The 24452-nt window shown below is 61.9% G+C and carries 21 protein-coding genes; 8 read left to right on the forward strand and 13 right to left on the reverse strand.

Annotation, left to right across the window (positions count from 1 at the left end; genetic code table 11):
- Window positions 1-126 precede the first annotated feature (126 nt).
- From AC3WKX_RS23410 to AC3WKX_RS23420, 3 genes are read right to left on the reverse strand one after another with little or no spacing between them, the layout of a single operon-like run.
- Complete coding sequence (locus tag AC3WKX_RS23410) at window positions 127-840, reverse strand: ABC transporter ATP-binding protein (RefSeq protein ID WP_008431321.1); 714 nt, start codon at window positions 838-840, stop codon at window positions 127-129.
- A 2-nt stretch (window positions 841-842) separates the two neighbouring features.
- Window positions 843-1676 carry an ABC transporter permease gene (locus tag AC3WKX_RS23415; RefSeq protein WP_102605244.1) on the reverse strand — a complete coding sequence of 278 codons (834 nt, stop codon included), beginning with the start codon at window positions 1674-1676 and terminating at the stop codon, window positions 843-845.
- A gap of 10 nt (window positions 1677-1686) precedes the next feature.
- Window positions 1687-2658, reverse strand: coding sequence for an aliphatic sulfonate ABC transporter substrate-binding protein (locus AC3WKX_RS23420; protein WP_003217008.1), 972 nt, complete (start codon window positions 2656-2658; stop codon window positions 1687-1689).
- Between the two features lie 413 nt (window positions 2659-3071).
- Between AC3WKX_RS23420 and AC3WKX_RS23425 the strand changes: the two genes are divergently transcribed.
- Window positions 3072-3287, forward strand: a complete 216-nt coding sequence (locus tag AC3WKX_RS23425) for a TOBE domain-containing protein (protein WP_003217010.1) — start codon at window positions 3072-3074, stop codon at window positions 3285-3287.
- A gap of 148 nt (window positions 3288-3435) precedes the next feature.
- Here AC3WKX_RS23425 and AC3WKX_RS23430 read toward each other — a convergent pair whose 3' ends face one another.
- From AC3WKX_RS23430 to AC3WKX_RS23450, 5 genes are all read right to left on the reverse strand, one after another.
- On the reverse strand, window positions 3436-6783 hold the full coding sequence (locus tag AC3WKX_RS23430) for a hypothetical protein (protein ID WP_102605242.1): 3348 nt from the start codon (window positions 6781-6783) through the stop codon (window positions 3436-3438).
- Between the two features lie 94 nt (window positions 6784-6877).
- Window positions 6878-8026 (reverse strand): MalY/PatB family protein, encoded by a 1149-nt coding sequence (locus AC3WKX_RS23435; protein ID WP_102605241.1) that lies wholly within the window; start codon window positions 8024-8026, stop codon window positions 6878-6880.
- 59 nt (window positions 8027-8085) lie between these two features.
- The gene (locus AC3WKX_RS23440; RefSeq protein ID WP_102605240.1) at window positions 8086-8709 is read right to left on the reverse strand and encodes an FMN-dependent NADH-azoreductase; all 624 of its coding nucleotides are present in this window, start codon (window positions 8707-8709) and stop codon (window positions 8086-8088) included.
- On the reverse strand, window positions 8706-9146 hold the full coding sequence (locus AC3WKX_RS23445; protein WP_102605239.1) for a GNAT family N-acetyltransferase: 441 nt from the start codon (window positions 9144-9146) through the stop codon (window positions 8706-8708). Before AC3WKX_RS23445 ends, AC3WKX_RS23440 begins: the two co-directional genes overlap by 4 nt.
- The gene (locus AC3WKX_RS23450; protein ID WP_102605238.1) at window positions 9139-9615 is read right to left on the reverse strand and encodes a carboxymuconolactone decarboxylase family protein; all 477 of its coding nucleotides are present in this window, start codon (window positions 9613-9615) and stop codon (window positions 9139-9141) included. Before AC3WKX_RS23450 ends, AC3WKX_RS23445 begins: the two co-directional genes overlap by 8 nt.
- A 133-nt stretch (window positions 9616-9748) precedes the next feature.
- Here AC3WKX_RS23450 and pdxR point away from each other — a divergent pair, with 133 nt between their 5' ends.
- The 3 genes from pdxR (at window position 9749) to AC3WKX_RS23465 (ending at window position 14049) form a co-directional block, all read left to right on the forward strand.
- A complete protein-coding gene (gene pdxR, locus AC3WKX_RS23455) occupies window positions 9749-11122 on the forward strand; it encodes a MocR-like pyridoxine biosynthesis transcription factor PdxR (RefSeq protein WP_102605237.1) in 1374 nt (457 codons plus the stop codon).
- Between the two features lie 81 nt (window positions 11123-11203).
- Window positions 11204-13459, forward strand: a complete 2256-nt coding sequence (locus AC3WKX_RS23460) for an Orn/Lys/Arg family decarboxylase (RefSeq protein ID WP_087693840.1) — start codon at window positions 11204-11206, stop codon at window positions 13457-13459.
- A gap of 20 nt (window positions 13460-13479) precedes the next feature.
- Window positions 13480-14049, forward strand: coding sequence for a GNAT family N-acetyltransferase (locus AC3WKX_RS23465; protein ID WP_003217028.1), 570 nt, complete (start codon window positions 13480-13482; stop codon window positions 14047-14049).
- Between the two features lie 647 nt (window positions 14050-14696).
- Here the strand turns inward: AC3WKX_RS23465 and AC3WKX_RS23470 are convergent.
- Window positions 14697-15599 (reverse strand): LysR substrate-binding domain-containing protein, encoded by a 903-nt coding sequence (locus tag AC3WKX_RS23470; RefSeq protein ID WP_102369042.1) that lies wholly within the window; start codon window positions 15597-15599, stop codon window positions 14697-14699.
- 176 nt (window positions 15600-15775) lie between these two features.
- Here AC3WKX_RS23470 and gspG point away from each other — a divergent pair, with 176 nt between their 5' ends.
- Entirely contained in the window at window positions 15776-16204 is a 429-nt protein-coding gene (gene gspG, locus AC3WKX_RS23475; RefSeq protein ID WP_102605236.1) for a type II secretion system major pseudopilin GspG, read from the forward strand.
- 4 nt (window positions 16205-16208) lie between these two features.
- Here the strand turns inward: gspG and AC3WKX_RS23480 are convergent, their stop codons facing one another.
- Window positions 16209-16445 (reverse strand): hypothetical protein, encoded by a 237-nt coding sequence (locus AC3WKX_RS23480; RefSeq protein WP_003209248.1) that lies wholly within the window; start codon window positions 16443-16445, stop codon window positions 16209-16211.
- Between the two features lie 228 nt (window positions 16446-16673).
- Between AC3WKX_RS23480 and AC3WKX_RS23485 the strand changes: the two genes are divergently transcribed.
- Entirely contained in the window at window positions 16674-17231 is a 558-nt protein-coding gene (locus AC3WKX_RS23485) for an NADPH-dependent FMN reductase (RefSeq protein WP_008431334.1), read from the forward strand.
- An 85-nt stretch (window positions 17232-17316) separates the two neighbouring features.
- On the opposite strand, the gene poxB is transcribed toward AC3WKX_RS23485, so the two are convergent.
- Window positions 17317-19041 (reverse strand): ubiquinone-dependent pyruvate dehydrogenase, encoded by a 1725-nt coding sequence (gene poxB / locus AC3WKX_RS23490; protein ID WP_008431335.1) that lies wholly within the window; start codon window positions 19039-19041, stop codon window positions 17317-17319.
- Between the two features lie 78 nt (window positions 19042-19119).
- The gene (locus AC3WKX_RS23495) at window positions 19120-20352 is read right to left on the reverse strand and encodes an NADH:flavin oxidoreductase/NADH oxidase family protein (RefSeq protein ID WP_102605235.1); all 1233 of its coding nucleotides are present in this window, start codon (window positions 20350-20352) and stop codon (window positions 19120-19122) included.
- A gap of 69 nt (window positions 20353-20421) precedes the next feature.
- Here AC3WKX_RS23495 and AC3WKX_RS23500 point away from each other — a divergent pair, with 69 nt between their 5' ends.
- A complete protein-coding gene (locus tag AC3WKX_RS23500; RefSeq protein ID WP_008431339.1) occupies window positions 20422-20844 on the forward strand; it encodes a MerR family transcriptional regulator in 423 nt (140 codons plus the stop codon).
- Window positions 20845-20877: 33 nt separating this feature from the next.
- Here the strand turns inward: AC3WKX_RS23500 and acnB are convergent, their stop codons facing one another.
- Window positions 20878-23478, reverse strand: a complete 2601-nt coding sequence (acnB, locus tag AC3WKX_RS23505; protein WP_102605234.1) for a bifunctional aconitate hydratase 2/2-methylisocitrate dehydratase — start codon at window positions 23476-23478, stop codon at window positions 20878-20880.
- A gap of 394 nt (window positions 23479-23872) precedes the next feature.
- Between acnB and AC3WKX_RS23510 the strand changes: the two genes are divergently transcribed.
- Window positions 23873-24343, forward strand: a complete 471-nt coding sequence (locus AC3WKX_RS23510; RefSeq protein WP_093197112.1) for a DUF1289 domain-containing protein — start codon at window positions 23873-23875, stop codon at window positions 24341-24343.
- The last annotated feature ends 109 nt before the right edge of the window (window positions 24344-24452 follow it).

Raw genomic sequence — 24452 nt, forward strand, 5'->3', positions numbered from 1 at the left:
CTGAGAGCGCCGCGTTGAATCAGGATGCCCGCGTCATCGTTAACGACCTTCGCGAGCAAGCCCGCTCCCACATTTGAACCGTGCCCGCTTTAGCTTTTGATTTTGGGCGGACTCAACACGTGCCTTTCAGATCACATGCGCCCGCTGCAGCTCAGTCAACGCCAGTGCCTTGAGCCGCGCCAACAGCGGATCCCGCCGATCCCGCGGATGCACCAGCTCCACCGCCAGCTCCTGGCGAATACTGCTCGGCCGGTTATCCATCACCAACACCCGGTCACTCAGATACAACGCCTCGTCCACATCGTGAGTCACCAGCAGCAAGGCGATTCCATGATGCTCAGCCAATTGCAGCAGCAAATCCTGCAGCTTCATGCGGGTAAACGCATCCACTGCGCTGAACGGTTCGTCCAGCAACAGCACCTGCGGCCGTGAATACAGCCCGCGAGCAATCGCCACCCGTTGCGCCATCCCGCCAGACAACGCCTTGGGCAACGCCTGGCCAAAACCCGTAAGCCCCACCTCATCGATCAACTGCGCGACCCAGGCCTTGTCATAGCCATCGTCATCGCTGAAACCAATGTTTTGCTCCACCGTCAGCCACGGCATCAGCCGTGGCTCCTGGAACACAAACGCGACCTCACCACCACCTTGCAGCAGTTCCCCCTGATAGTCCTTTTCCAGCCCGGCGACGATCCGCAGCAAGGTGCTTTTGCCGCAGCCACTGGGGCCCAGCAAACTGACGGCTTCCCGCGGCTGCAAGGCCAAATGGACGTTGGTCAGCACCGTCGTCGCGCCGAAGTTTTTCCGCTCGACGCGAATGTCCAGTAGCGCTTCACTCATGCTCAATTCTCCGGGCCTTGGCCGTTGAAGGTATCGCGCCAGGCCAGGCAGCGTTTTTCCAGGGCCGCCAACAGGCCGTCGCTGATCTTGCCCAGCAGCGCCAGCACGATGATCGCCGCCAGCACAATGTCGGGCCGTGAGGTTTCCCGGCCATCGCTGAGCAGGTAACCCAGGCCCCTGGTCGCGGCGATCAACTCGGCCGCCACCAGGAACATCCACGCCAGGCTCAGGCCGCTGCGCAAGCCGGTGAACAGGCCGGGCAGGGCGGCAGGCAACAGGATGCGACGCACCAGGCGCGTGCGGCTGAAGCCATACATCTGCCCGACTTCCACCAGCTTGCGGTCGATGTCGCGAATGGCCGCGACGCCATTGAGGTACACCGGGAAGAACGCGCCGATGGCAATCAGCACGATCTTCGAGGTCTCATCAATGCCCAGCCACAGCAGCAACAGCGGCACCCAGGCCAGGCTCGGGATCGAGCGCAGGCCGGCGAAGGTTGGTTCCAGGTACGCCTCGGCCTCGCGGCTCAAGCCGACCCAGGCGGCAAACACCAGGGCCAGGCCGGCGCCGATGGTGAACCCCAGCAGCACCCGCAACAGGCTGGCGCTGATGTGTTTCCACAGCGCGCCTTCGGCGAGGTCGGTGAGGGTCACGGCGATCTCGCTGGGCGCCGGCATCTGGTAGGACGGCAGCCAGCCGATGCGCACCACCACTTCAAGGATCACCAGGATCAACACCGGCAACGCCAGGCCCTTGAGCCGCCGCGGCCAGGCGCTGCGCTGCACGGTGAGCGTTGGCGCGAGTGCGACGGGCAGGGTTTCGCTTTTGCTGCGCATGACGCTCCCCTTATGGACGAGGCAAAGCCTGGCCAAAGCTTGGGTCGATCAACTGGTCGATCACCTGATCCACATTCACCCCACGGCGCACCAGTTCTTCCGACACCAGGATCGGCGCGGCCGCCTTGGACGACACCACGTCCTGGGCAGTGAGCAATGGGCTGCTAAGGTCGGTACGCGACAATTGCAGCTTGGCCACGTCCAGCGGCAGGCCGGATTCGTCGGCCAGCAGCTTGGCGAATTCGTCGGGGTGTTTCACCGCCCAGTTGCGGGCTTTTTCATAGGCACCGAGCACCTTGGCGATGGTCTGTGGATGCTCCTTGGCGTATTTGTCGGTCACGCTGACCACGCCGTAGCTGTTGAAGTCCTTGTTGCGGTACAGCAGGCGCGAACCCGCCTGGATTTCGCTGGCGGCCATGTGCGGGTCGAGACCGGCCCAGGCGTCCACATCACCTTTCTCCAGCGCGGTACGGCCGTCCGGGTGCTGCAGGTGCACCAGCTCCACGTCGTCCTTGCTCAGGCCGGCTTTCTGCAGGCTGCGCAGGGTGAACAGGTACGGGTCGGTGCCTTTGGTGGCGGCAATTTTCTTGCCCTTGAGGTCGCTGACGCTCTTGAACGTCGAGTCCTTGCGCACCACCAGTGCAGTCCACTCGGCGCGGCTGTACACATACACCGACTTGATCGGGCTGCCATTGGCCCGGCTGAGCACCGCCGACAGGCTGGCGGACGAGGCGAAGTCGACGCCGCCGCTGTTGAGGTATTCCAGGGAACGGTTGCTGCCCTGGCTCAACACCCAGCCGACCTTGGTTTGCGGCAGCGCTTCTTCAAGCCAGCCGAAGTGCTTGAGCACCAGGCTCACCGGGGAGTAGTAGGCGTAGTCCAGGTTGACTTGCGCAGGGTCGGTTTCCGCTGCATGGGCCAGGGGTTGCAGGCTGAAGGCGAGGGCGCAGGCGCCCAACAGGGTATTGAAGAAGGGTTTCATGGAACAGCTCCGGGCAAGGCGGGAAAAGAGAAGGCTTTCTTATATTCAGAAAATTCATATGGCATGTTCCATCATGCGTTATAGGAATATGCAGTCTCTGTGCCAGCGTCTTTGCAGGGCAGGGCAACACCCTGGCGTAGCAGCTGTCGAGCCCAAGCGAGGCTGCGTTCGCGGTGTGTCAGACAGACCGCTGACGCAGTCTCGCTTGGGCTCGACAGCTGCTACTTGGGGAGGTGGTTGGGAGTGGGGAGGCGGGCACTTTGTTGAATCACTGTTGGCTGTGCAACAGCTTGCATATGTTTTTATGGAATAAATAAAGAGTTATATATTCCTTTTGTTGGTTTCACGAATAGGGCACTTTGAGTGCCTGCGCATTCGTGCGGATTGACCCAACAGACCAAAGGAAAGCCGACATGACCATTAAAGCGATCAACGTGCGCAACCAGTTCAAAGGCGTGATCAAGGAAATCCTGATCGGCGAAGTGGTGTCCGAGATCGACGTGCAAACCGCGTCGGGGATCGTGACGTCGGTGATTACCACACGCTCGGTGCGTGACCTGGAATTGAAGGTGGGCAGTGAAGTGATTGCCTTTGTGAAGTCGACTGAAGTGTCGATCGCCAAGCTGTAAACCCGAGCCCAGTGGTGAACCCAATCCAAATGTGGGAGCGGGCTTGCTCGCGAAGGCGGTGTGACAGTCGACATCTACAATGACTGATCCAGCGCTTTCGCGAGCAAGCCCGCTCCCACATTTTGTTTTGCATACAGCCGTTGGAGGGTTAGTTGAGTCGAGGCCCGCCTCCCGATGGCCGGGACCCAGGCTTCTCATCCGACGCATCCGGCAGTGCCTTGGGCGTTTCACTCGGGTCCTTGTAGTCCTTGTGCAAATCCCCATCCAGCCGGTTGCTCGACGAGCCGCCGCTTTGTGGTGTGGAGTCGAAATGCTCCCACTCCGATTGCTGGAAGCGGAACAGGCTGTCATCGGTCGGCGTGTCGCGGCCGTGGTAGTGGTGGATCTCGTAGTGGGCGTATTCGACCTTGTCCGCCCAGTTGTCCTGCAACAAACCGTCGCCGGCCAGGTCGCGGTACCAGTCGTTTTCCTTCTCGGTGGCCTTCTGTTTTTTATTGTGGTCGACGAAGTAACCGATGATCCCGCCTACCACCGCCAACACCACGCCCACCAGGAACAGCGGCCCGGTCAGCGCCGCCGCCGTGCCTGCGCCAAACAGCGCCGCCGCACCCAATACCCCGGCCGACGCGCCGAACGCACCGCCCGCCACTTGCAAGCCACCTGCGGCCTGAGCCAACGGGTCTTTGCTGTCCACGCCGCTTTTGATCGCCAGGGCGCCGAGCACAATGTCGGCAAAACCACCGGCAATGTCCGTCGCCGGGCCCAACACCTTGATCACGGAACCGGCGATCTTCGCCGATTGGGAGGCGCCAAGCTTGGCCGCACCGGCTGCCTTGAGGCCGTCATCCAGGTGAGTGGCGAGGCCTTCGGTAGCTTCGGTTACCGCCTTGTCGCCCTCGCCAAACAGCTTGGCCACGCCGTCGTACTGGCTGTCGGGAACCGCGTCCAGGGCCGCAGCGATTTCCTTGCTGACCTTTGAGTCGATCTCGGTGGGCTTGCTGAAGTCGATGACTTTGCCGGCCGCCCCTTCCTTGCCCCAGATTTCCGGCAGGGTCTTGTCCAGGCCGAGGAAGTCCACCAGGCCGCCCTTGCCCAGGGCTTCGCCGATCTTGTCACCGAGCTTGACGAAGTGGCTGGCGCCGCCGGCAAAACTCAGGAAGTCCTTGGCGATGGTCATGCGTTGGGCCGGGGTTTCACCGAGCTTGCCGCCTTTGCCCACCAGTTGGTAAATCCCCGAGAACAGGCTGACGCCGGCGCCCATCGAACCGAGGATGCCTTTGCTGTTGAGGGTGTTGAACACTTCGCCGAGCATGCCGCGATCCGCCACCGGGATATACGGTTTGCTCAGGGCGGTTTTCACGTCGGCTTCGCTGATGGTGCCGCTGTTCTTGTAGACGTCGCCGAGCTCTTCCAGGGCCTTGGTCACGGCCGAGGATTTCTCCTTGCCCTCCAGGCCTTCGTTGAGGAATTTCTCCAGCACTTCCTGGCTGCGGCGCGGCAGGTCCAGCAGGTTGCCCTTGAGCACGCCCTTGAGCAGGCCGAACAGGTCCTTGGTGGCCAGTTCCTTGTTGTCGTCGGAGATCTTGCTCGGGTCCGAGAGAATCTCGTTGAGGTCGGTGGTGAGGCCATCGGCCTGGATATTCTGCGCGGCCTTGGTGGCGGCTTCCGGGTCGAACAGCGACAGCGAGGTCAGGGTGTTGCTCAGGTCTTGCTGGGCTTCGTGGCTCTTGCCCTGTTTTTGCAGGTCCTTGAGGTACAGCACATAGTCGGGGTTGCTGGTCAGGTCGAGAAGCTTCTGCTTGATCTCGTCCTTGTTGGGCAGGTGACTGATGGCGTCGTCCATCTTGGTCTTGTAGTCGGCCTGCACCGTCGGGTCCTTGAACAACTCGCCGATCTGCTCCTGCACTGCCTTGCCGTCGATGATGTCGTGCATGTCGGCGGAGGTGAGCTCGGTCTGCTTGTCATCGAACTCGCGCCAGGTGGTGTTGAACGGGCGCTTGGATTCTTCGTAGCCGGTGATGCCATGGCCGTTCTGGTAGGCGGCCTGGGCTTCCAGGGCGCGGACCAGTTTGGCCCGTGGGTCGTCCTTGGGAATCGAGCCGTCCTTGACGCCGGCGCGGTAGGTGTCGATCAGTTCGGTGGTGGCCAGTTCGCTGACGCTCTGGGTCGGCGACTTGTCGTCGTCCTTGTCGGCATGCACGCCGGTGTCGAGGTTGAGCACGTCGAGCTCATTGTTGCTCGGCAGGTTGTACTTGGCGCGGGTCTCGTCGACGGTGCCGGCGCTCCAGGCTTCCCATTTCGCCACCACTTCGTCGTAGAGCTGCGGGCTGAGCTCCTTGGAGACGATGACCTTGCCTTCGCTCGTTTCATAGCGGATCAGGCCGTCCCCCAGCTCGTCGGGAGAACCGAAGGTGATCTCGGTGTTCTTCAGGAAGTCATTCGGCCCGGCCAGCTTGTAGCCGGCGTCTTCACTGGAGTGGATCTTGCTCCAGGTGTCCTGGGCGGTGGCCACGCTCTTGAACAGTTCCGGGCTGACGTCGGCCGATACGACGACCTTGGTGCCGTCGTGGGTTTCATAGGTCAGCACATTGCCTTGCTGGCCTTCGATCCAGCCGAAGCCCTTGTAGTCGTTCAGCTCCGGCGCCTTGGTATTGGCGTCTGCCAGGGTCGAGCCGTCGTTGAGCGCGGACTCTACGGCGGCCTTTTTGTCGGGGTTGGTGTAGACCTCGTGCAGGCCTGCCAGGTAGTCGAACAGCTTGGGATTGTCGTCGCGGGCCACGACCATTTTCTGACCGTTGCTTTCAAAGCGGATCAGGCCGGGGCCGACTTCATCCTTGGGGCCGACGGCGGTGCCGGCGTAGGGCGGCCACACTTCGTTGTCGCTGGCGCGCTTATAGCCGGCGTCTTCGCTGCTGCCCAGGCCGGTGAAGCTTTCATAGGCTTCCTTGGCTTTCTGGAAGGCCTCCGGGTTGTCGCGCTGGCTGATGACGAACTTGTTGCCGTCCTGGGTCTCGTAGCGAATCACGCCGGGGCCGGTTTCGTCGGGCGGGCCGAGGGATTTGTAATCACCGAGCTTTTCCGGGGCCGTGGCGTCGCCGCCCAGGCGCTGGTAGCCGGCGGCTTCGCTGGCGTTGACGCCGGAGAGTGCCTTGAAGTCGGCGCTGACTTGCTTGAACAGCTCGGGGCTGTCTTTTTCGCTGACGATGACTTTCTTGCCATCCTGGGTTTCATAGCGGATCAGGCCGGGGCCGACTTCGTCCGCGGGGCCGATGGCCTTGTAGTCCCCCAGGGTGGTGGGCGGTGCGGCGTCCTTGGCGGCCAGTTCATAGCCTTGTTCCTTGCTGGCAGCGAGCCCTTGCGCGGTTTTGTCGCCGGCCTCCACCTTCTTGTTGTTGGCGCTGTTCTTGAGCAGCACGTGGAACGCCGCGCCGGACTTGGGCGGTGTGAGAGGAAGGGCTTTGGGGTCGGTCGAGCGGTTGAGCGGCTGGGTCGTCATGCCATGGAACTCCTGCTGTTACCGGTGGGACGAATCGGCAAAAACAGTAACAGCAGGGGTTCGGCGGTCGTTGCGAAAAGTTGTGAATTGCGCCTTAACGGTGACGCAGGCTGCGTTCCAGGCGGGCGATGCCTTCTTCCAGCATGGCCCGTGGGCAGCCGAAGTTCAGGCGCACGAATTGCTGGCTGTCATCGCCGAATTCAATCCCGGCGCTCAAGCCGACCCTGGCCTGTTCGAGGAAGAACCGTTGCGGGTCGTCCAGGCCCAGGGCGCTGCAATCCAGCCAGGCCAGGTAGGTGCCTTGAGGCGCATGCATGACCACGCCGGGCAGGCGGGTTTGCACGGCGTTCAGCAGGTAATCGCGGTTGGCTTGCAGGTAGGCCACCAGCGCCTGCAGCCAGTCGCCGCAGTCGCTGTAGGCCGCACGCGTGGCTTCCAGGCCCAGGGGGCTGACGCTGTCGACCATGCCGCAGCGGGCTTGGTTGAAGCGCTCGCGGATCTCGGGATTCTGGATCACCGCGAAGCAGGTCTTCAACCCGGCGACGTTATACGCCTTGCTCGCCGACATCAGGGTGATGGTGCGCTGGGCAATCTCGGGGCTGAGGCTGGCGGTGGGAATATGCCGGCGGCCGTCAAAGCACAGCTCGGCGTGGATTTCATCGGAGACGATCAGCGCACCCTGGTCCAGGCAGGCGCTGGCCACGGCCAGCAGTTCCTCACGGGGGAAGACCTTGCCCATCGGGTTGTGCGGGTTGCTCAACAGCAGCGCCCCGGCGCCGGTGAGGGCTTCACGCATTGCCGGCAACGGCGTGAGATACTCGCCTTCGGCGCTCAGCTCAAATGGCACTTCGATCTTCGGCAGGTTCCAGTGGCCGGGCGCCAGGCGGATCGGGCGATAGTTGGGGGTTTGCAACACCACCGGTTGGCCGGGCTGCACAAATGCGTGCAGCGCCATGTTGAAACCAGGCTCGACCCCCGGCAGGAACAGCAACTCATCCGGCTGTACGCGCCAGGCGTACTTGGCCCACAGATCGGCGACGATCGCCTCGCGCACGCCATCGCAGGCCACGCTGTAGCCGAGGATCTGTTGACCGAGGCGCTGGTGCAGCGCCTGAAGCACAGCCGGTGGTGCGGCGATGTCCATGTCGGCAATCCACATCGGCAGAACGTCTTGCGGGTAACGACTCCACTTGGTGCTGCCGGTGCCGAGGCGGGAGTGGATCGTGTCGAAATCAAAGCTCATGGGTGGCTCGTATCAGGGAGGCGGGCGTAGAAATGGCGCTGATTCTAGCGCCATTAATTTTACGCGCCAGCGCTGATTGCCGCCCGGGCGCCCGCTTGCCGGTCAAATGCCTCGGCCAACTGCGTGTGGGCCTGTTCCAGGCTGCGCTGCACGGCGGCTGCGCCACGCACCATGGCCCCCAGATAGACGAAATCCACCGCGTGAATGCCCACGGTTCCAAGGATCGCCTGCAGGTAGGGCGTGAGGAAGTCGGGCTCGCGGTTTTTTCGCGAACTGCCGGAGCTGACCAGTACAAAGGTGCGCCGGTCCTTGAGCAAGCCGACTTTCTCAAACTGCGGATTCACCGTGAAACTGCGGTGGATGCGCACCACATGGTCGATCCAGCACTTGAGGGCCGCCGGCACCGTGAAATTGTGCACGGGGGTGCAGATGATCAACAGGTCACAGGCTTCCAGCTCGACAATCAGTTGCTCGGAGCGCTCGGTTGCCGGGCCGCTCAGGCCGCCGGGCGTGGTCAGGGCGTTGGCGTATTCCCGGGTCAGCGCCGGCAAGCCCTGGCCGCCGTAGTCGCGTTCGACCACTTCGGCCTCGGGTGCCTGTTCGCGGAGCAGGGCGCGGGCCAGGCGGAAGGTCTGGGCGGCCTTGCCGTGGGGGCTGAAGCTCAGTAGCAGGGCGCGGGTCATTGGTCGAGGTCCTGTGAAAAGTGCATCCCCAGTGGCAGCAGGCCCTGGCGAAAATAGAAGCGTTGGGCCAGGGCCATGTGCATGCCGGTGTCCAGCACCAGGTAGCGATAGCCCAGGCGGCGGGTGTGCTGGCGTACCTCGTCCAGCAGGTGCGCACCCAGGCGTCGGCGTTGCAGGGAGGCGTCCACCACCAGGTCATCGACGTAGATAAAGCGGCCATACAGCAGGTTTTCCGTCAGGCGATAACCGGCCAGGCCCAGCACCTGGCCGTTTTCCCGGGCGGCCAGCAGGCGGTAGCCGGTTTCGCGCTGGCGCTGGATCTGCTGGACGAAGGCGTGCGGGTCTTCGAGCTTTGGCCGCAGTTGCTGCATAACGGCAAAGCAGGCCAGGCAGTCGGCGTCGCTTTCGATGTGCACAAACTCAACAGAGTCATTCATGGTTGCCGTGCTCCATGTGCGCTTTTACGGCGGCAGGGACTTTGCGAAAGCTGATGGCGACGCGGTTCAGGGCGTTCATCAGGGCGATAGCCAGGGTCAGGTCGGCAATTTCCCTGTCATCGAAGAGGGCCTTGGCCTCGGCATAGTGTTCGTCCGGCACCTCGGTGTGTGCGACCTGGGTGACCGACTCGGCCCAAGCTAACGCGGCGCGTTCACGCGGGCTGAACAACGGCAACGCTTCGCGCCAGGCGGCCAGCAGCATCAGCTTTTCCAGGCTCACGCCCTGTTTGAGCAGGTCGCGCGAATGTGAGTCCAGGCAGTAGGCGCAGCCGTTGAGTTGCGAGACCCGCAGGTACACCAGGTCAATCAATTCCTTCTCCAGGCCGCAGCCGTGGATGTAGCTGTGCACCGAGCCAAGGGCCTTGTAGCCGACGGGCGCCGCCAGGGCGTAGTCGAGACGGTGTTGCATGGGGTGCTCCTTGTTTCGTGAAGTGATGCCGTCAGTGTGGCGGCCGGGTCGCCGGCTCAATAGGGCCAAGAATGGACAAGCGGGTTGGGACAAGATCAGACTTCAGGGCTGATTCACTGTGAGCCGGATAACCATGTCGTCACTGCCCAAATACCAGGAGATCTACCGGCGCTTTCGCCAGGCCATCGACCAGGGCCAACTGCGCCCCGGTGAGCGGGTGCCGTCGGTGCGCAGCCTGGCCCAGGAACTGAAGGTGGCCCGGGGCACAGTGGAGACGGCCTACCAGTTGCTGGTGAGCGAAGGGTTCTTCCTGGCGCGGGGCCAGGCGGGAACAGTGGTGGCCGAGGCGTTGCCGCAGCGCTCGATCAAGTCGTTGCCGGTTGAACCCGAACCCGTGGCGCCGGCGTCGGCCCCGCGCTTATTGCAGTTGGGCTTGCCGGCGCTCGACAGCTTTCCGCGCAAGCTGTGGGCGCGGCTGGTCACCCGGCAAGTGCGCCGAGTCGATGTGAACAGCCTGGCCATGGGCGATGTGCGTGGCGCCCGCTCGCTGCGTGTGGCGATCGCGCAATACCTGGCGCTGTACCGGGGCGTGGAGTGTTCGCCGGAGCAGGTGTTCGTGTGTGCCGGTTACTCGGCGTGCCTCGCGCTGGTGTGTGATGCGCTGCAGATGGCCGGCCAGCCATGCTGGTTCGAAGACCCGGGCTACCTGCATGCGCGGCAACTGCTGCTGCACTTGGGGGTGCAGTTGGTCCCGGTGCCGGTGGACCACGACGGGCTTGATGTGGAGGAGGGCGTACGGCGTGCGCCCGGCGCCCGGCTGGCGATTGTCACCCCGGCCCACCAGAGCCCGCTGGGGGTCGCCCTCGGTACTGCGCGGCGCCATCGCTTGCTCGATTGGGCACAGGCCCACGGCGGCTGGGTGGTGGAAGACGACTACGACAGTGAGTTTCGCTACAAGGGCCAGCCCCTGGCCGCGCTCAAGAGCCAGGACACGGCCGACCGGGTGATCTACTCCGGCAGTTTCAGCAAGATGCTCTTCCCGGGGCTGCGCTTGGGTTATCTGGTGGTGCCTCGGGCGCTGCTCCCGGCCTTTGAGGCCAGCGCCGGCGTGCTGCAAAACCGCAGCGCCGAATTGTTGCAAGCCACCACGGCGGACTTTCTCGACCAGGGCCATTTCACCCGCCACCTGAAAAAAATGCGCCAGCTCTACACCGCGCGGCGCGGCTTTCTGGTGGAGGCACTGGCCAGTCATTGCGGGGCGCTTTTGCAGGTGGATGAGCAGTCCGGCGGGATCAACCTGCTGGCGCGGCTGCGGGTGGATGTCTGCGATCAGGCCGTCGCTGCGGCCGCCGCACGTGCCGGGCTGGGGATACAGGCCGTGTCGGGCTGGAGTATCGAGCCCGGTGGTCAGCAAGGTCTGTTGATGGGCTTCACCAACCTGGCGACTCGCCAGCAAGCGGTGCAAGCGGCGCTGGTGTTGCGCGAGGTCATCGACGGCGCTTTATGAACACCGGTTGAACATCTTCATTCGCCACATCGGCCCCGAGCTTCTACCCTGAAGGCATAGCCCTCAGGACGCCAAGCGCTCATGTACAAAGACCTGAAGTTCCCGGTTCTGATCGTACACCGCGACATCAAGGCCGACACCGTTGCCGGCGACCGCGTCCGGGGCATCGCCCGGGAGCTTGAGCAGGAGGGCTTCAGTATCTTTTCGGCGGTGGACTACGCCGAGGGTCGCCTGGTGGCTTCGACCCATCACGGCCTGGCCTGCATGCTGATTGCCGCCGAGGGCGCCGGGGAAAATACCCATCTGATGCAAAACATGGTGGAGCTGATCCGCCTGGCGCGGGTGCGGGCGCCAAACCTGCCGATCTTCGCCCTCGGTGAGCAGGTCACCCTGGAAAACGCCCCAGCCGATGCCATGAGCGAGCTGAACCAGTTGCGGGGCATTCTTTATCTGTTTGAAGACACCGTGCCGTTTCTTGCCCGGCAAGTGGCCCGTGCGGCCCGCGCCTACCTGGATGGCCTGTTGCCGCCATTCTTCAAGGCCCTGGTGCAGCACACGGCGGATTCCAATTATTCCTGGCACACCCCCGGTCATGGCGGCGGCGTGGCCTATCGCAAAAGCCCGGTGGGGCAGGCGTTTCATCAGTTCTTCGGGGAAAATACCCTGCGTTCGGACTTGTCGGTGTCGGTGCCGGAGCTCGGCTCGCTGCTGGACCACACCGGCCCGTTGGCCGAAGCCGAGGCGCGGGCAGCGCGCAACTTCGGTGCCGATCACACCTACTTCGTGATCAATGGCACCTCCACCGCCAACAAGATCGTCTGGCACTCGATGGTGGGCCGGGATGACCTGGTGCTGGTGGACCGCAACTGTCACAAGTCGGTGTTGCATTCGATCATCATGACCGGCGCCATCCCGCTGTACCTGTGCCCGGAGCGCAATGAACTGGGGATCATCGGGCCGATTCCCCTGAGCGAGTTCAGCCCCGAGTCGATCCGCGCCAAGATCGACGCCAGCCCGCTGACCCGAGGCCGACCGGCCAGGGTCAAGCTGGCGGTGGTCACCAACTCCACCTATGACGGCCTGTGCTACAACGCCGAGCTGATCAAGCAGCAACTGGGCAACAGCGTCGAGGTGCTGCACTTCGACGAAGCCTGGTACGCCTACGCGGCTTTTCATGAGTTCTTTGCCGGGCGCTACGGCATGGGCACCTCGCGCACGGCCGACAGCCCGCTGGTGTTCACCACGCACTCCACCCACAAGCTGCTGGCGGCGTTCAGCCAGGCGTCGATGATCCATGTGCAGGATGGCGGCGTGCGCAAGCTGGACCGCGACCGCTTCAACGAAGCGTTCATGATGCATATTTCCACCTCGCCGCAGTACAGCATCATCGCCTCCCTGGATGTGGCGTCCGCAATGATGGAAGGGCCGGCGGGGCGTTCCTTGCTGCAGGAGATGTTTGACGAAGCCCTGAGCTTCCGACGTGCCCTGGCCAACCTGCGCCAGCACATCGCCGCTGAAGACTGGTGGTTTTCCATCTGGCAGCCGCCGCTGGTGGCGGGCATTGACCGGGTGGTGACCGCAGACTGGCTGCTGCAACCCCAGGCCGACTGGCATGGCTTTGGCGATATCGCCGAAGACTACGTGCTGCTGGACCCGATAAAAGTCACCCTGGTGATGCCTGGCCTGAATGCCGGCGGGGCTTTGAGCGAGTGCGGAATTCCCGCTGCGGTGGTCAGTAAATTCCTCTGGGAACGTGGGCTGGTGGTGGAAAAGACCGGGCTGTATTCGTTCCTCGTGCTGTTTTCCATGGGCATCACCAAAGGCAAGTGGAGTACCCTGCTCACCGAACTGCTGGAATTCAAGCGCAGTTATGACGCCAACGTGAGCCTTGCTGTGTGTTTGCCATCGGTGTTTCAGCAGGGCCCGGCGCGGTATCAGGGATTGGGTTTGAAGGATCTGTGCGACCAGTTGCACAGCTGTTACCGCAGCAATGCCACGGCCAAGCACCTGAAGCGGATGTACACGGTACTGCCGGAAATCGCGATGAAACCGGCCGACGCCTACGACCTGTTGGTCAAGGGCGAAGTCGAGGCGGTGTCCATCGACGCTTTGCCAGGTCGGGTCGCAGCGGTCATGCTGGTGCCTTACCCGCCGGGCATTCCGTTGATAATGCCGGGTGAGCGCTTTACCGAATCGACTCGCTCGATCATTGATTACCTGGCGTTTGCCAGGACGTTCGATAGCAGTTTCCCCGGCTTTGTTGCCGATGTTCATGGACTGCAACACGAAGATGACGGCAGTGGTCGTTGTTACACCGTCGACTGCATCAAGGGTTAAGGATGTTTATGCAAGCTGTAATGAACCCGAAGTACCCGGGCCTCAGTGTCCGGGTGGCTGACGAAGGATTTGACGCCTACGTGTGGGGGAACGACTTCAGCTTTGAAGTCAACGCCTACGGCAAGCCGGAAATGGGCAAGCGCGTCGACCAGTGGGCGGTGGAGCGTATCGTGCCATACCGCAAATGCTACGGCATCGATCCCGAGGAATTCGCCAGCTTCCGTGACGCGGCCGACAGTGCGGTGTTCATGGCCTACCTCGATGACCGGCCCGTGGGGCATATCGTGGTCAGCACCAACTGGAACGGCTTTGCCCATGTGGATGAGCTGGCGGTGGTCTTGCCCGCGCGGCGCCACGGGGTGGCCAAGGCATTGCTGGACGTGGCGCAGTTCTGGAGCCGCAAGAAGAACCTGCCGGGGATGATGCTGGAGACCCAGAACAACAACCTCGGTGCCTGCCGGCTGTATGAGCGCTGCGGGTATGTGATGGGCGGGATCGACCACCTGCGCTATCGCGGGATTGATCCGCAGACGCGCGAAGTGGCGATTTTCTGGTATCGGTTGTTCAAGACAGAATTGGAAGCAGTCTGAGCTGCACCGATCAACTGTAGGAGCCGTCGAGCCCCAGCGAGGCCGCGATGGCGGTGTGTCAGGCAACCTCTTTATCGACTGTGCCGCCGCCTTCGCAGCCTCGCTGAAGCTCGACAGCTCCCACATTCGATTTGCGCAACTCAAGTACTTGCGACCGAACACACAGCTCCCAGACTTCCCCCGATCCCCTGTGGGAGCCGTCGAGCCCCAGCGAGGCCGTGATAGCGGTAGATCAGGCAACCTCTTTATCGACAGTGCCGCCGTCTTCGCAGCCTCGCTAAAGCTCGACAGTTCCCACACTCGATTTGCGCAATTCAAGTACTTGCGACCGAGCACACAACTCCCAGACTTCCCCCGACCCCCTGTGGGAGCCGTCGAGCCCCAGCGAGGCCGCGATAGCGGTGTGTCAGGCAACCTCTTTATCGACAGTGCCGCCGTCTTCGCAGCCTCGCTGAAGCTCGACAGCTCCCACATTCGATTTGCGCAAGCCGAGTGCTTGCGATCAAACACACAACCGCCGGCCCCCTCCCGAAACTTGTGGGAGCTGTCGAGCCCCAGCGAGGCCGCGATAGCGGTGTGTCAGGCAACGTCTTTATCGACTGTGCCGCCGCCTTCGCAGCCTCGCCAAGGCCCGACAACTCCCACATTCACGGCAATGTGCTTGTCAGCAGGTTTTCAGCCTTCTCGGTGACAATCTCCAGCAGCGCATTCAAGGCGGGCGATGGCTCGCTGCCCTTCAGGGTCAACGCATACAAGGTCACCACAATCGGCGGTGACAACGGGCACGCATCCAGCCCGGCTTCCCGTGCGCCGCTGGCGGTGAACGGGTCGACAATCGCCAGGCCTTCCCCGGCTTCTACCATGCTGCGCATCATCTGGTACGTCTGCACCCGCGTTTGCACCACCGGCAGCGGGCGCAGGGCTTGCAGCTTGCTGTCCAGCAGGCGGCTCAGCGGGTCCTGGCCTTCAAGGCCGATCATCGACTGCCCGGCCAGTTCCTGTAGCGCAATGTACTTCTGCCGAGGCTTCAGCCAGCCATGGGGCGCGAGCAATTGCAACTTGCCGTGGGCCAGCGGTTGGCTGTGGATTTGCGGATGGTCCGGGTCGTGCAGGCTCAGGCCGAGGTCGGCTTCGTGCAGCAGCAGGCTTTTGACGATATCCCGGGTGGAATGGCTGGAGAGGTTGCACGGCGTGTCTTGGAAACGTCGGCGCAGCACGGCGATCGCCTGGGGCAGCAGTTGATTGGCCAGCGGCGGGGTGCACAGTGCGCGCAAGGGCGGGGCATGGTGGTGCTTCAGGCTGCTGGCCAGGCGTTGCACCGGCTCAAGGGCTGCATAGAGGTGGGCGATTTCGGCCTGCAGCTCAAGGGTTTCCCGGGTGGCCTGCAAGCGTCCGCGCACACTGGCGAACAGCATGAAGCCCAACTGCAGCTCGGCATCCTTGAGGGTTGCGTCCACATCGGCCACGGGCAGTTGCAACCATTCGGCGGCGGTGCCGAGGTGTCCGGTCTGTAAAATCGCTTGAATGACTTCGATATGACGTAAACGCATGGCCGGAGTCTATGTTCAGCGCGACGTGGATTCAATGGCTCAGGCCCGGGCGTGGAAAAAAGACCCGCCACGGCAGCGCCCCAACTAGACTTGCACGATCAAGTCCCTTGGCGCCTGCAACCAGCAGGTCATACAAAGGGCGTATCAACCAGAGGATCCACGGGGGAGCCTTATCGATGCTCGGTAAAACAGACACGCGCGGGTTTTCGTTGTGGGACCTGCTGGTGGTGGTGCTGGTGGTCGGTGTGTTGGCGGTTGCGGTGGGGCCGCGGATCTTCGGCGACGTGACTCAGTCGGAAATCGCCACGGCCAAGGTCCAGTTGAAAGAGCTGGGCAAGGCAGTCGAGCGTTTTCATCAAGATGTAGGGCGTTATCCTACCGACGAGGAGGGTCTGGCGGTGTTGACGGTTCAGCCAGCGGGAGAAGGGAAGTGGCGGGGACCCTATCTCAAGGATCAGGACATGCTGACGGACCCTTGGGGCGTGGCCTATCAGTACCACTATCCTCCCAGCCAGGCCAAAACCAACTTTGATCTGTTCTCGTTCGGCAAGGACCGGACACTGGGAGGCGTCGGCGATAATGTTGATATCGCCTATGGGGAATAAAGTCTTATGAAGCGTGGATCGTGGCGGATTCGCGGGTGATGATAGTGCCCGACTGAATCAGCCTGAACTCATCGCCATCCAGTTTTTCTACGCGGTCGCCAATGGCCAGCTTGTAGGTGGTGGTGGGCGCCGAGCCAGCCAGGCCGTCGAGGGGCGGGTTGGATTCCTGGAACTCATGCACCGAATAAACGCGACCTTCCGCGTCTCTGGCATGGAACTGTCCGACAAGTACTGCTGCCATCTGTTTAGAACCTCTGGAGATAAACACTCGATTTGCGGTTCTGTAGACCGTAGGAGAGCGGGGTAGTTTACCTATTGAAAAAAAATACTATTCGTTGACTTTTTCAGACATTACTTACAAATCCATCTGCGGTGTAAACGTCCCTGGGGATTGCAAAAACGCGCTGGTGATAGCGTCGCGCAGGCTCTATAACTACAAACTCCTTAAGTCAGAAATCGGGAAACCCCAATGAGCAAGGTCTACACGATTGCCGTACTGGTCGGCAGCTTGAGAAAAGAGTCGATCAACCGCAAGGTCGCCCTGGCACTGGCCGAGTTGGCGCCCGCCAACCTCAAGTTGAACATTGTCGAAATTGGTGATTTGCCGCTCTACAACGAGGACATCGACGGTGCTGCACCGCCGGCAGCCTACAGTACTTTCCGTCAACACGTGCGTTCATCCGACGCGGTGCTGTTTGTGACCCCCGAATACAACCGCTCCGTGCCGGGTGTATTGAAGAATGCGATTGACGTTGGTTCACGTCCTTATGGCCAAAGTGTCTTCAGCGGCAAGCCGGGTGCGGTGATCAGTGTGTCTCCCGGCGCCATCGGCGGTTTTGGGGCCAATCACCATTTGCGCCAGTCGCTTGTGTTCCTCGATGTGCCGTGCATGCAGCAGCCGGAAGCCTATCTGGGCGGTGCGGGCAGCGTGTTCGATGAGTCGGGCAAGGTCTCGGAAAAGACCAAGCCGTTTTTGCAGGCGTTTATCGACGCCTATGGCAAGTGGGTGGAAAAACAGCACGGCTGATCAGCCGTGCGAAAAAAGACCCCGCTATTTAAGCGGGGTCTTTTTTGTCTGCGGTCAGGCCGCGTGGTCGGCCACTACGGCGCTATTAACGCAGCCAGTTGGTTTTCGCCAACTCGATCACCTCATCACCGCGTCCGCTCATCACCGCCTTGAGCATGTACAGGCTGAAGCCCTTGGCCTGCTCCAGCTTGATGCTCGGCGGCATCACCAGTTCCTGGGTGGCGGTGACCACGTCCACCAGCACCGGGCCGTCGTGGGCCAGTGCGCGGCGCAGGGCCGGTTCCAGGTCTTCGGACTGCTCTACGCGAATACCGAGGATGCCCATGGCGTTGGACATGGCGGCAAAGTCCGGGTTTTTCAGCTCGGTGCCGGTATCCAGGTAGCCCGCCGCTTTCATCTCCATGGCGACGAAGCCCAAAGAAGAGTTGTTGAACACCACCAGCTTCACCGGCAGGTTCAGCTGCGCCAGGCTGATGAAATCACCCATCAGCATGGTGAACCCACCGTCGCCGGACATCGAAATCACTTGGCGCCCGGGAAACGCGGCTTGCGCACCGATGGCCTGGGGCATGGCGTTGGCCATCGAGCCATGGTTGAACGAGCCGATCAACCGGCGCTTGCCGTTCATTTTCAAGTAACGCGCCGCCCAGACTGTCGGCGAGCCCACGTCGGCGGTGAAGATTGCGTCGTCGTCCGCCAGTTCGCTGAGCAGGCGCGCGACATACTGCGGGTGAATTGGCCTGCCGGCCTTTGACGGTTCCGCCAGGTCATCCAGCCCTTGGCGGGCTTTTTCATAATGCTTGAGCGAGGTTTCGAGGAAGCTGCGGTCCGTCTTGCGGGTCAGGCGCGGCAGCAGCGCCTGGATGGTCTCGCTGACGTCAGCTGCAATGCCCAGGTCCAGCGTGGCACGCCGGCCCAGTGCCTGTGGGTTGCGGTCGACCTGGATAATTTTTGCGTCGGTCGGGTAGAACTGGCGATACGGGAAGTCGGTGCCGAGCATGATCAGCGTGTCGCAGTTGAGCATGGCGTGGTAGCCGGAGCTGAAGCCGATCAGGCCGGTCATGCCGACGTCGAACGGGTTGTCCCACTCCACATGTTCCTTGCCGCGCAGGGCATGCACCACGGGCGCGCCGAGGGCGTCGGCCAGGGCCACCACCTCATCGTGGGCGCCGGCACAGCCGCTGCCACACAGCAGGGTGACTTTGCCGCTGTGTTCGAGGATGTCGGTGAGGCGTTGCAGGTCCTGTTCCGCCGGCAACGTGCGCGGTGCCAGCAGGGCCGGCCACGGTTTGAATTTATCTTCTACTTCCAACAGTGACACATCCCCTGGAATCACCACCACCGCTACGCCGCGGTTGAGGATCGCCGAGCGCATGGCACGGTGCAGCACGTGAGGCATCTGCTCGGGGTTGGTCACCAGCTCGATAAAGTGGCTGCACTCCTTGAACAGCTCCTGGGGATGGGTTTCCTGGAAGTAGTTCAGGCCGATCTCGGAGGAGGGGATCTGTGCGGCAATGGCCAGCACCGGCACGTGGTTGCGATGGCAATCGAACAGGCCATTGATCAAGTGCAGGTTGCCGGGGCCGCAGCTGCCGGCGCATACGGTCAGCTCGCCGGTGGCGGCGGCTTCGGCACCGGCGGCAAACGCGGCCACTTCTTCGTGGCGCACATGCATCCACTCGATGCTGTCCATGGTGCGCAGGGAGTCGGTCAGGCCGTTGAGGCTGTCGCCGGTCAGGCCCCAGATGCGCTTGATGCCCGCCTGTTCAAGGGTGGTCGCCAATTGCTGGGCCAGGGTGATTTTCGCCATGAAGAACTCCAATCGTCAGTGAGGGTAAAAAGCTGCTGATCAGTTAAGGACAGTTCCATGGCGCTGAATGCTCCCCGCTCAATGTGAAGAATTGGTCATCGCGGCGCGATATTGCCGAGTGCGGCGGGCGATAAACAGTTGGTCTTTTATCAACGCCAGCAGCGGCGTCACCCCGGGTTTCGGCTGGCGGCCACGGCTCAGGCGGCGAAGCTGATAACGCACCACCGCCATGCTCGCCAGGCTGGCCAGGGGTTTACGCTTCCAGCGGATCGGCGGCAGTTGCGGGTTGAGATCGCGGCCGGCGCGCCATTGCTTGATCAGGTGCGGCTCCAGGGTCAGCGCGGTGGCGATCCCGGCCATGGCGATGCCGCTGTCCAGGACTTGCTGCACGATCGGCAAGCGCCGGATGCCGCCGGTGACCATCACCGGCATGTTGGCGACTTTCGCCAGGTCGCTGGCCATCTCGATGAAATAGGCTTCGCGGGCCAGGGTGCGTCCGTCGCGAGCCTCGCCTTGCATGGCCGGGGCTTCGTAGCTGCCGCCGGACAGTTCCAGCAGGTCGATGGCCAGCGGGTTGAGCAGCTCGACCACGGCGTGGGCGTCGGCGGCGTCAAAGCCACCGCGCTGGAAGTCGGCGGAATTGAGTTTCACCGCCACGCAGAAATCCGCGCTCACGGCGGCGCGCACGGCCTTGATCACTTCCAGCAACAGCCGAGCGCGGTTCTCCACGCTGCCGCCCCAGCGGTCTGTGCGCTGGTTGCTCAAGGGCGAGAGAAACTGGCTGAGCAGGTAGCCGTGGGCCGCGTGAATCTGCGCGCCGCTGAAGCCGGCCTTTTCGGCGAGACGCGCGCTGGTGGCGAAGCGCGTGATGACGTCCTGGATATCGTCCTCGGTCATGGCTTTGGGTTGGGCGAACATCTTCGAAAAGCCGCCGAGATCGAGGGCCACCGCCGAAGGTGCCAGGGCCTGCTGGCCGAGGTTGGCCATGGTCTGACGGCCCGGGTGGTTGAGCTGCACCCAGAACTGCGCGCCCTTGGCCCGGCCAATCGCGGCCCATTGGCGAAACTTGTCCAGGTGACGTTCGTCTTCCAGCACCACGCCGCCGGGGCCGGTCATGGCACGGCGATCAATCATCACGTTGCCGGTCAGGATCAGGCCGGGCTCGCCGTCGGCCCAGGCTTGATACAAGCGCATCAGGGCCTCGGAAGGCGCCTGGTTCGCATCCGCCATGTTCTCTTCCATCGCCGCCTTGGCGATGCGGTTACTGATGAGCTGGCCGTTGGGCAATTGCAACGCTTCAAAGGGCGACATGCTTGACTCCTCACATTGGGAGCGCTCAGGCTAAGCTTAAAGGTCACTTTAAGGTCAATGGAGTTGGCGATGAATATTGGTGAACTGGCGGAACGCAGCGGCTTGGCAGCCTCGAAGATTCGTTTTTACGAAGCCCAGGGGCTGATCCAGGTCGAGCGACAAGGTAATGGCTATCGCCGTTATCCCATGCAGACGTTGCAGACGCTGCAATTGATCCAGGGCGCTCAGCGCGCCGGTTTCAGCTTGCAGGAGTTGAAGGCGCTGATGCCCGACGATTCGCCGAGCGAGGCGAAACGCGCCGATATCGTCTTGAGGCTTGAGCGCAGGATTGCGCAGATAGAAGAGCTTCAAGCCCGAATGGACCAGAGCAAGGCAGAGTTACGCGCGGTGATCGCCACGATCCAGGCACACCCGGAAGGCACGCCGTGCACCCAGGCGCAGGACAAGGTCTGGGCCTCAATCGAGGCGCATAAAAAAACGCCGCGCATCTGACGATACGCGGCGTTCGTTTACAGCAACAAAACCTTAGGCTTGAACCACAGGGATGTTGGCGCTTGCAGCAATTTCACGGAACTCGGCGATCTGGTCAAAACTCAGGTAGCGATACACGTCGCTGGCCATGGTGTTGATCTTCGCGGCGTATTCCATGTACTCCTCGACGGTCGGCAGGCGACCCAGGATGGAAGCCACCGACGCCAGCTCGGCCGAAGCCAGGTAGACGTTTGCGCCGTCACCCAGACGGTTCGGGAAGTTACGGGTCGACGTCGATACAACTGTCGAGTTCGGCTCTACACGTGCCTGGTTACCCATGCACAGCGAGCAGCCCGGCATTTCCATGCGCGCGCCAGCCTTGCCGTAGATGCCGTAGTAGCCTTCTTCGGTCAGTTGGTGAGCGTCCATCTTGGTCGGCGGCGACAGCCACAGACGGGTTGGCAGCTGACCCTTGACCTGATCCAGCAGTTTACCGGCAGCGCGGAAGTGACCGATGTTGGTCATGCACGAACCGATGAACACTTCGTCGATCTTCTCGCCAGCAACGCTGGACAGCAGACGGGCGTCGTCCGGATCGTTTGGCGCGCAGAGCACAGGCTCCTTGATGTCGGCCAGGTCGATCTCGATGATTTCAGCGTATTCGGCGTCAGCATCGGCAACCATCAGCTCAGGGTTGGCAACCCAGGCTTCCATCGCTTGGGCACGACGTTCCAGGGTGCGCGCATCGCCGTAGCCTTCACCGATCATCCAGCGCAGCAGGGTGATGTTGGAGTTCAGGTACTCGGTGATGGATTCTTTCGACAGCTTGATGGTGCAACCGGCAGCCGAACGTTCAGCCGAGGCGTCGGACAGCTCGAAGGCTTGTTCGATGCTCAGGTTGTCCAGGCCTTCGATTTCCAGGATGCGGCCGGAGAAGGCGTTCTTCTTGCCTTTCTTCTCTACGGTCAGCAGGCCAGCCTGGATCGCGTAGTAAGGAATGGCGTGAACCAGGTCACGCAGGGTGATACCAGGTTGCATTTCACCTTTGAAACGCACCAGGATCGATTCCGGCATGTCCAGCGGCATGACGCCGGTGGCTGCGGCGAACGCTACCAGGCCGGAACCGGCCGGGAACGAAATGCCCATCGGGAAACGGGTGTGGGAGTCACCACCGGTACCGACGGTGTCCGGCAGCAGCATGCGGTTCAGCCAGCTGTGGATGATGCCGTCGCCCGGACGCAGCGATACGCCGCCACGGGTCATGATGAAGTCAGGCAGGGTGTGGTGGGTGGTCACGTCGATCGGCTTTGGATAGGCCGCGGTGTGGCAGAACGACTGCATTACCAGATCGGTGGAGAAGCCCAGGCACGCCAGGTCTTTCAGTTCGTCACGGGTCATGGGACCGGTGGTGTCCTGGGAGCCGACGGTGGTCATCTTCGGTTCGCAGTAGGTGCCTGGACGAACGCCAGCCACGCCGCAGGCCTTGCCGACCATTTTCTGCGCCAGGGTGTAGCCCTTGTCGCTTTCAGCCGGGGCTTCCGGCAGCTTGAACAGGGTCGAAGGTGGCAGACCCAGCTCGGCGCGAGCCTTCTCGGTCAGGCCGCGGCCGATGATCAGCGGGATACGACCGCCGGCACGGACTTCGTCCAACAGGACCGGAGTCTTCATTTCGAAGGTGGTCAGGACTTCATCGCTGTTGTGCTTGGTGACTTTGCCAGCATGCGGGTACAGGTCGATCACGTCGCCCATGTTCATGTTGGTAACGTCGAACTCGATTGGCAGTGCGCCGGCATCTTCCATGGTGTTGTAGAAGATTGGAGCGATCTTGCTGCCGAAGCAGAAGCCGCCAGCGCGCTTGTTCGGCACGTAAGGCACGTCGTCGCCGAAGAACCACAGTACCGAGTTGGTGGCCGATTTACGCGACGAACCGGTACCGACCACGTCACCGACGTAGGCGATCGGGAAGCCCTGGCCGCGCATTTCTTCGATCTGCTTCATCGGGCCGGTCTTGCCTTGCTCATCCGGCACGATGCCTTCACGGGCCATTTTCAGCATGGCCAGGGCGTGCAGCGGGATGTCAGGACGGGACCAGGCGTCCGGGGCAGGGGACAGGTCGTCGGTGTTGGTTTCGCCGGTGACCTTGAACACGCGCAGGCTGATCTTGTCGGCCAGGGTCGGGCGGTTCTTGAACCACTCGCCGTCGGCCCAGGACTGGATCACGGCTTTGGCGTGTTCGTTGCCGTTCCTGGCTTTTTCCGCGACGTCGTGGAAAGCATCGAACATCAGCAGGGTGTGCTTGAGTTGGGCGGCAGCGACGGGGGCCAGGGTGGCGTCGTCCAGCAGATCGACCAGGGTCACGATGTTGTAGCCGCCTTGCATGGTGCCGAGCAGTTCAACAGCGCGTTTCTTGTCGATCAGGGGAGAAGTGGCTTCGCCCTTGGCCAGGGCAGACAGGAAACCGGCCTTGACGTAGGCAGCTTCGTCAACGCCTGGTGGAATGCGGTTGGTGATCAGGTCAACGAGGAATTCTTCTTCGCCAGCCGGGGGATTTTTCAGCAGCTCGACCAGGCCTGCGGTTTGTTCGGCATTAAGCGGCTGGGGAACGATACCCAGGGCTGCACGCTCTTCGATATGTTTGCGGTAGGCTTCAAGCACAGTTATTACCCTCATCAGTGGTCCCACGGGACGCTCATCCAGAAATGCACGGCACGCATGCGCTCAGGGGCTTTTTGGGCCGTAGAGCCAGCGCTGCCGGCAATCCTCACAGAAGCTGCTTTCAAAGTTTTACGCCTGCAGAACGGAGCTGATGAGGGTTGGCGCTGGCTATTTACCGGGTAAATAACCATCGCCAACACCGTTCTTTAGGAACGACTGTGCTCGTGACGCTTTGAAAACAGCTTCCAACGGATTATTGGCGCCTTACAAGGCCGGATGATTCTACGGCAAAAAAATTCTAAACGTAAGTTGCCGCGCCAAGTTTGCAGGGTGATCAACCTTAGACAAAGGGCTAACATGTGCAACTGTTTCGCTGATTTGTGCGTTGTCGACCATGTCTAACCAAACCATCAAGACCCCCTGCGTAGGCCTGTGCTCCACGGTTTACGGCGATCTTGTGTGCCGGGGGTGCAAGCGGTTTCACCATGAGGTGATTCAGTGGAACGGGTATAACGAGGAAGAAAAACGTGCGGTGTGGCTGCGGCTGGAGCAGTTGTTGGTGCAGGTGATGGCCGGGAAGCTTGAGGTGTTTGACCCTAAAATGCTGCGGGGGCAGCTGGAGCAGCGCAAGATTCGGTTTGTTCCGCATCAGTCGGAGTACTGCTGGGCCTATCAGTTGATTGCCCGGGGGGCTCGGGTGATCAGTAATCTTGAGGCTTATGGGATGGTATTGATGCCGGAGTTTCGGGATTGGGGGTTGCCTGAGTTGCGGGATGCGATTGATCGGGAGTTTTTTATTTTGTCCGAGGCGCATTATCAGCGGTATATCGCTCCGGGGTTTCTCAGGGATGCGTTTGGGGGGTGATTGAGTACATATCCGTTATTTGGGTAACGGCCGCTTATGGTTCCGCTCTTACAGCGGCTCACTTTGGAAAAGCCCCAAAGTAAGCAAAGGGCTCTGCCCCGCCTGTCGG

The organism is Pseudomonas sp. GP01-A4 (genome assembly GCF_058780865.1).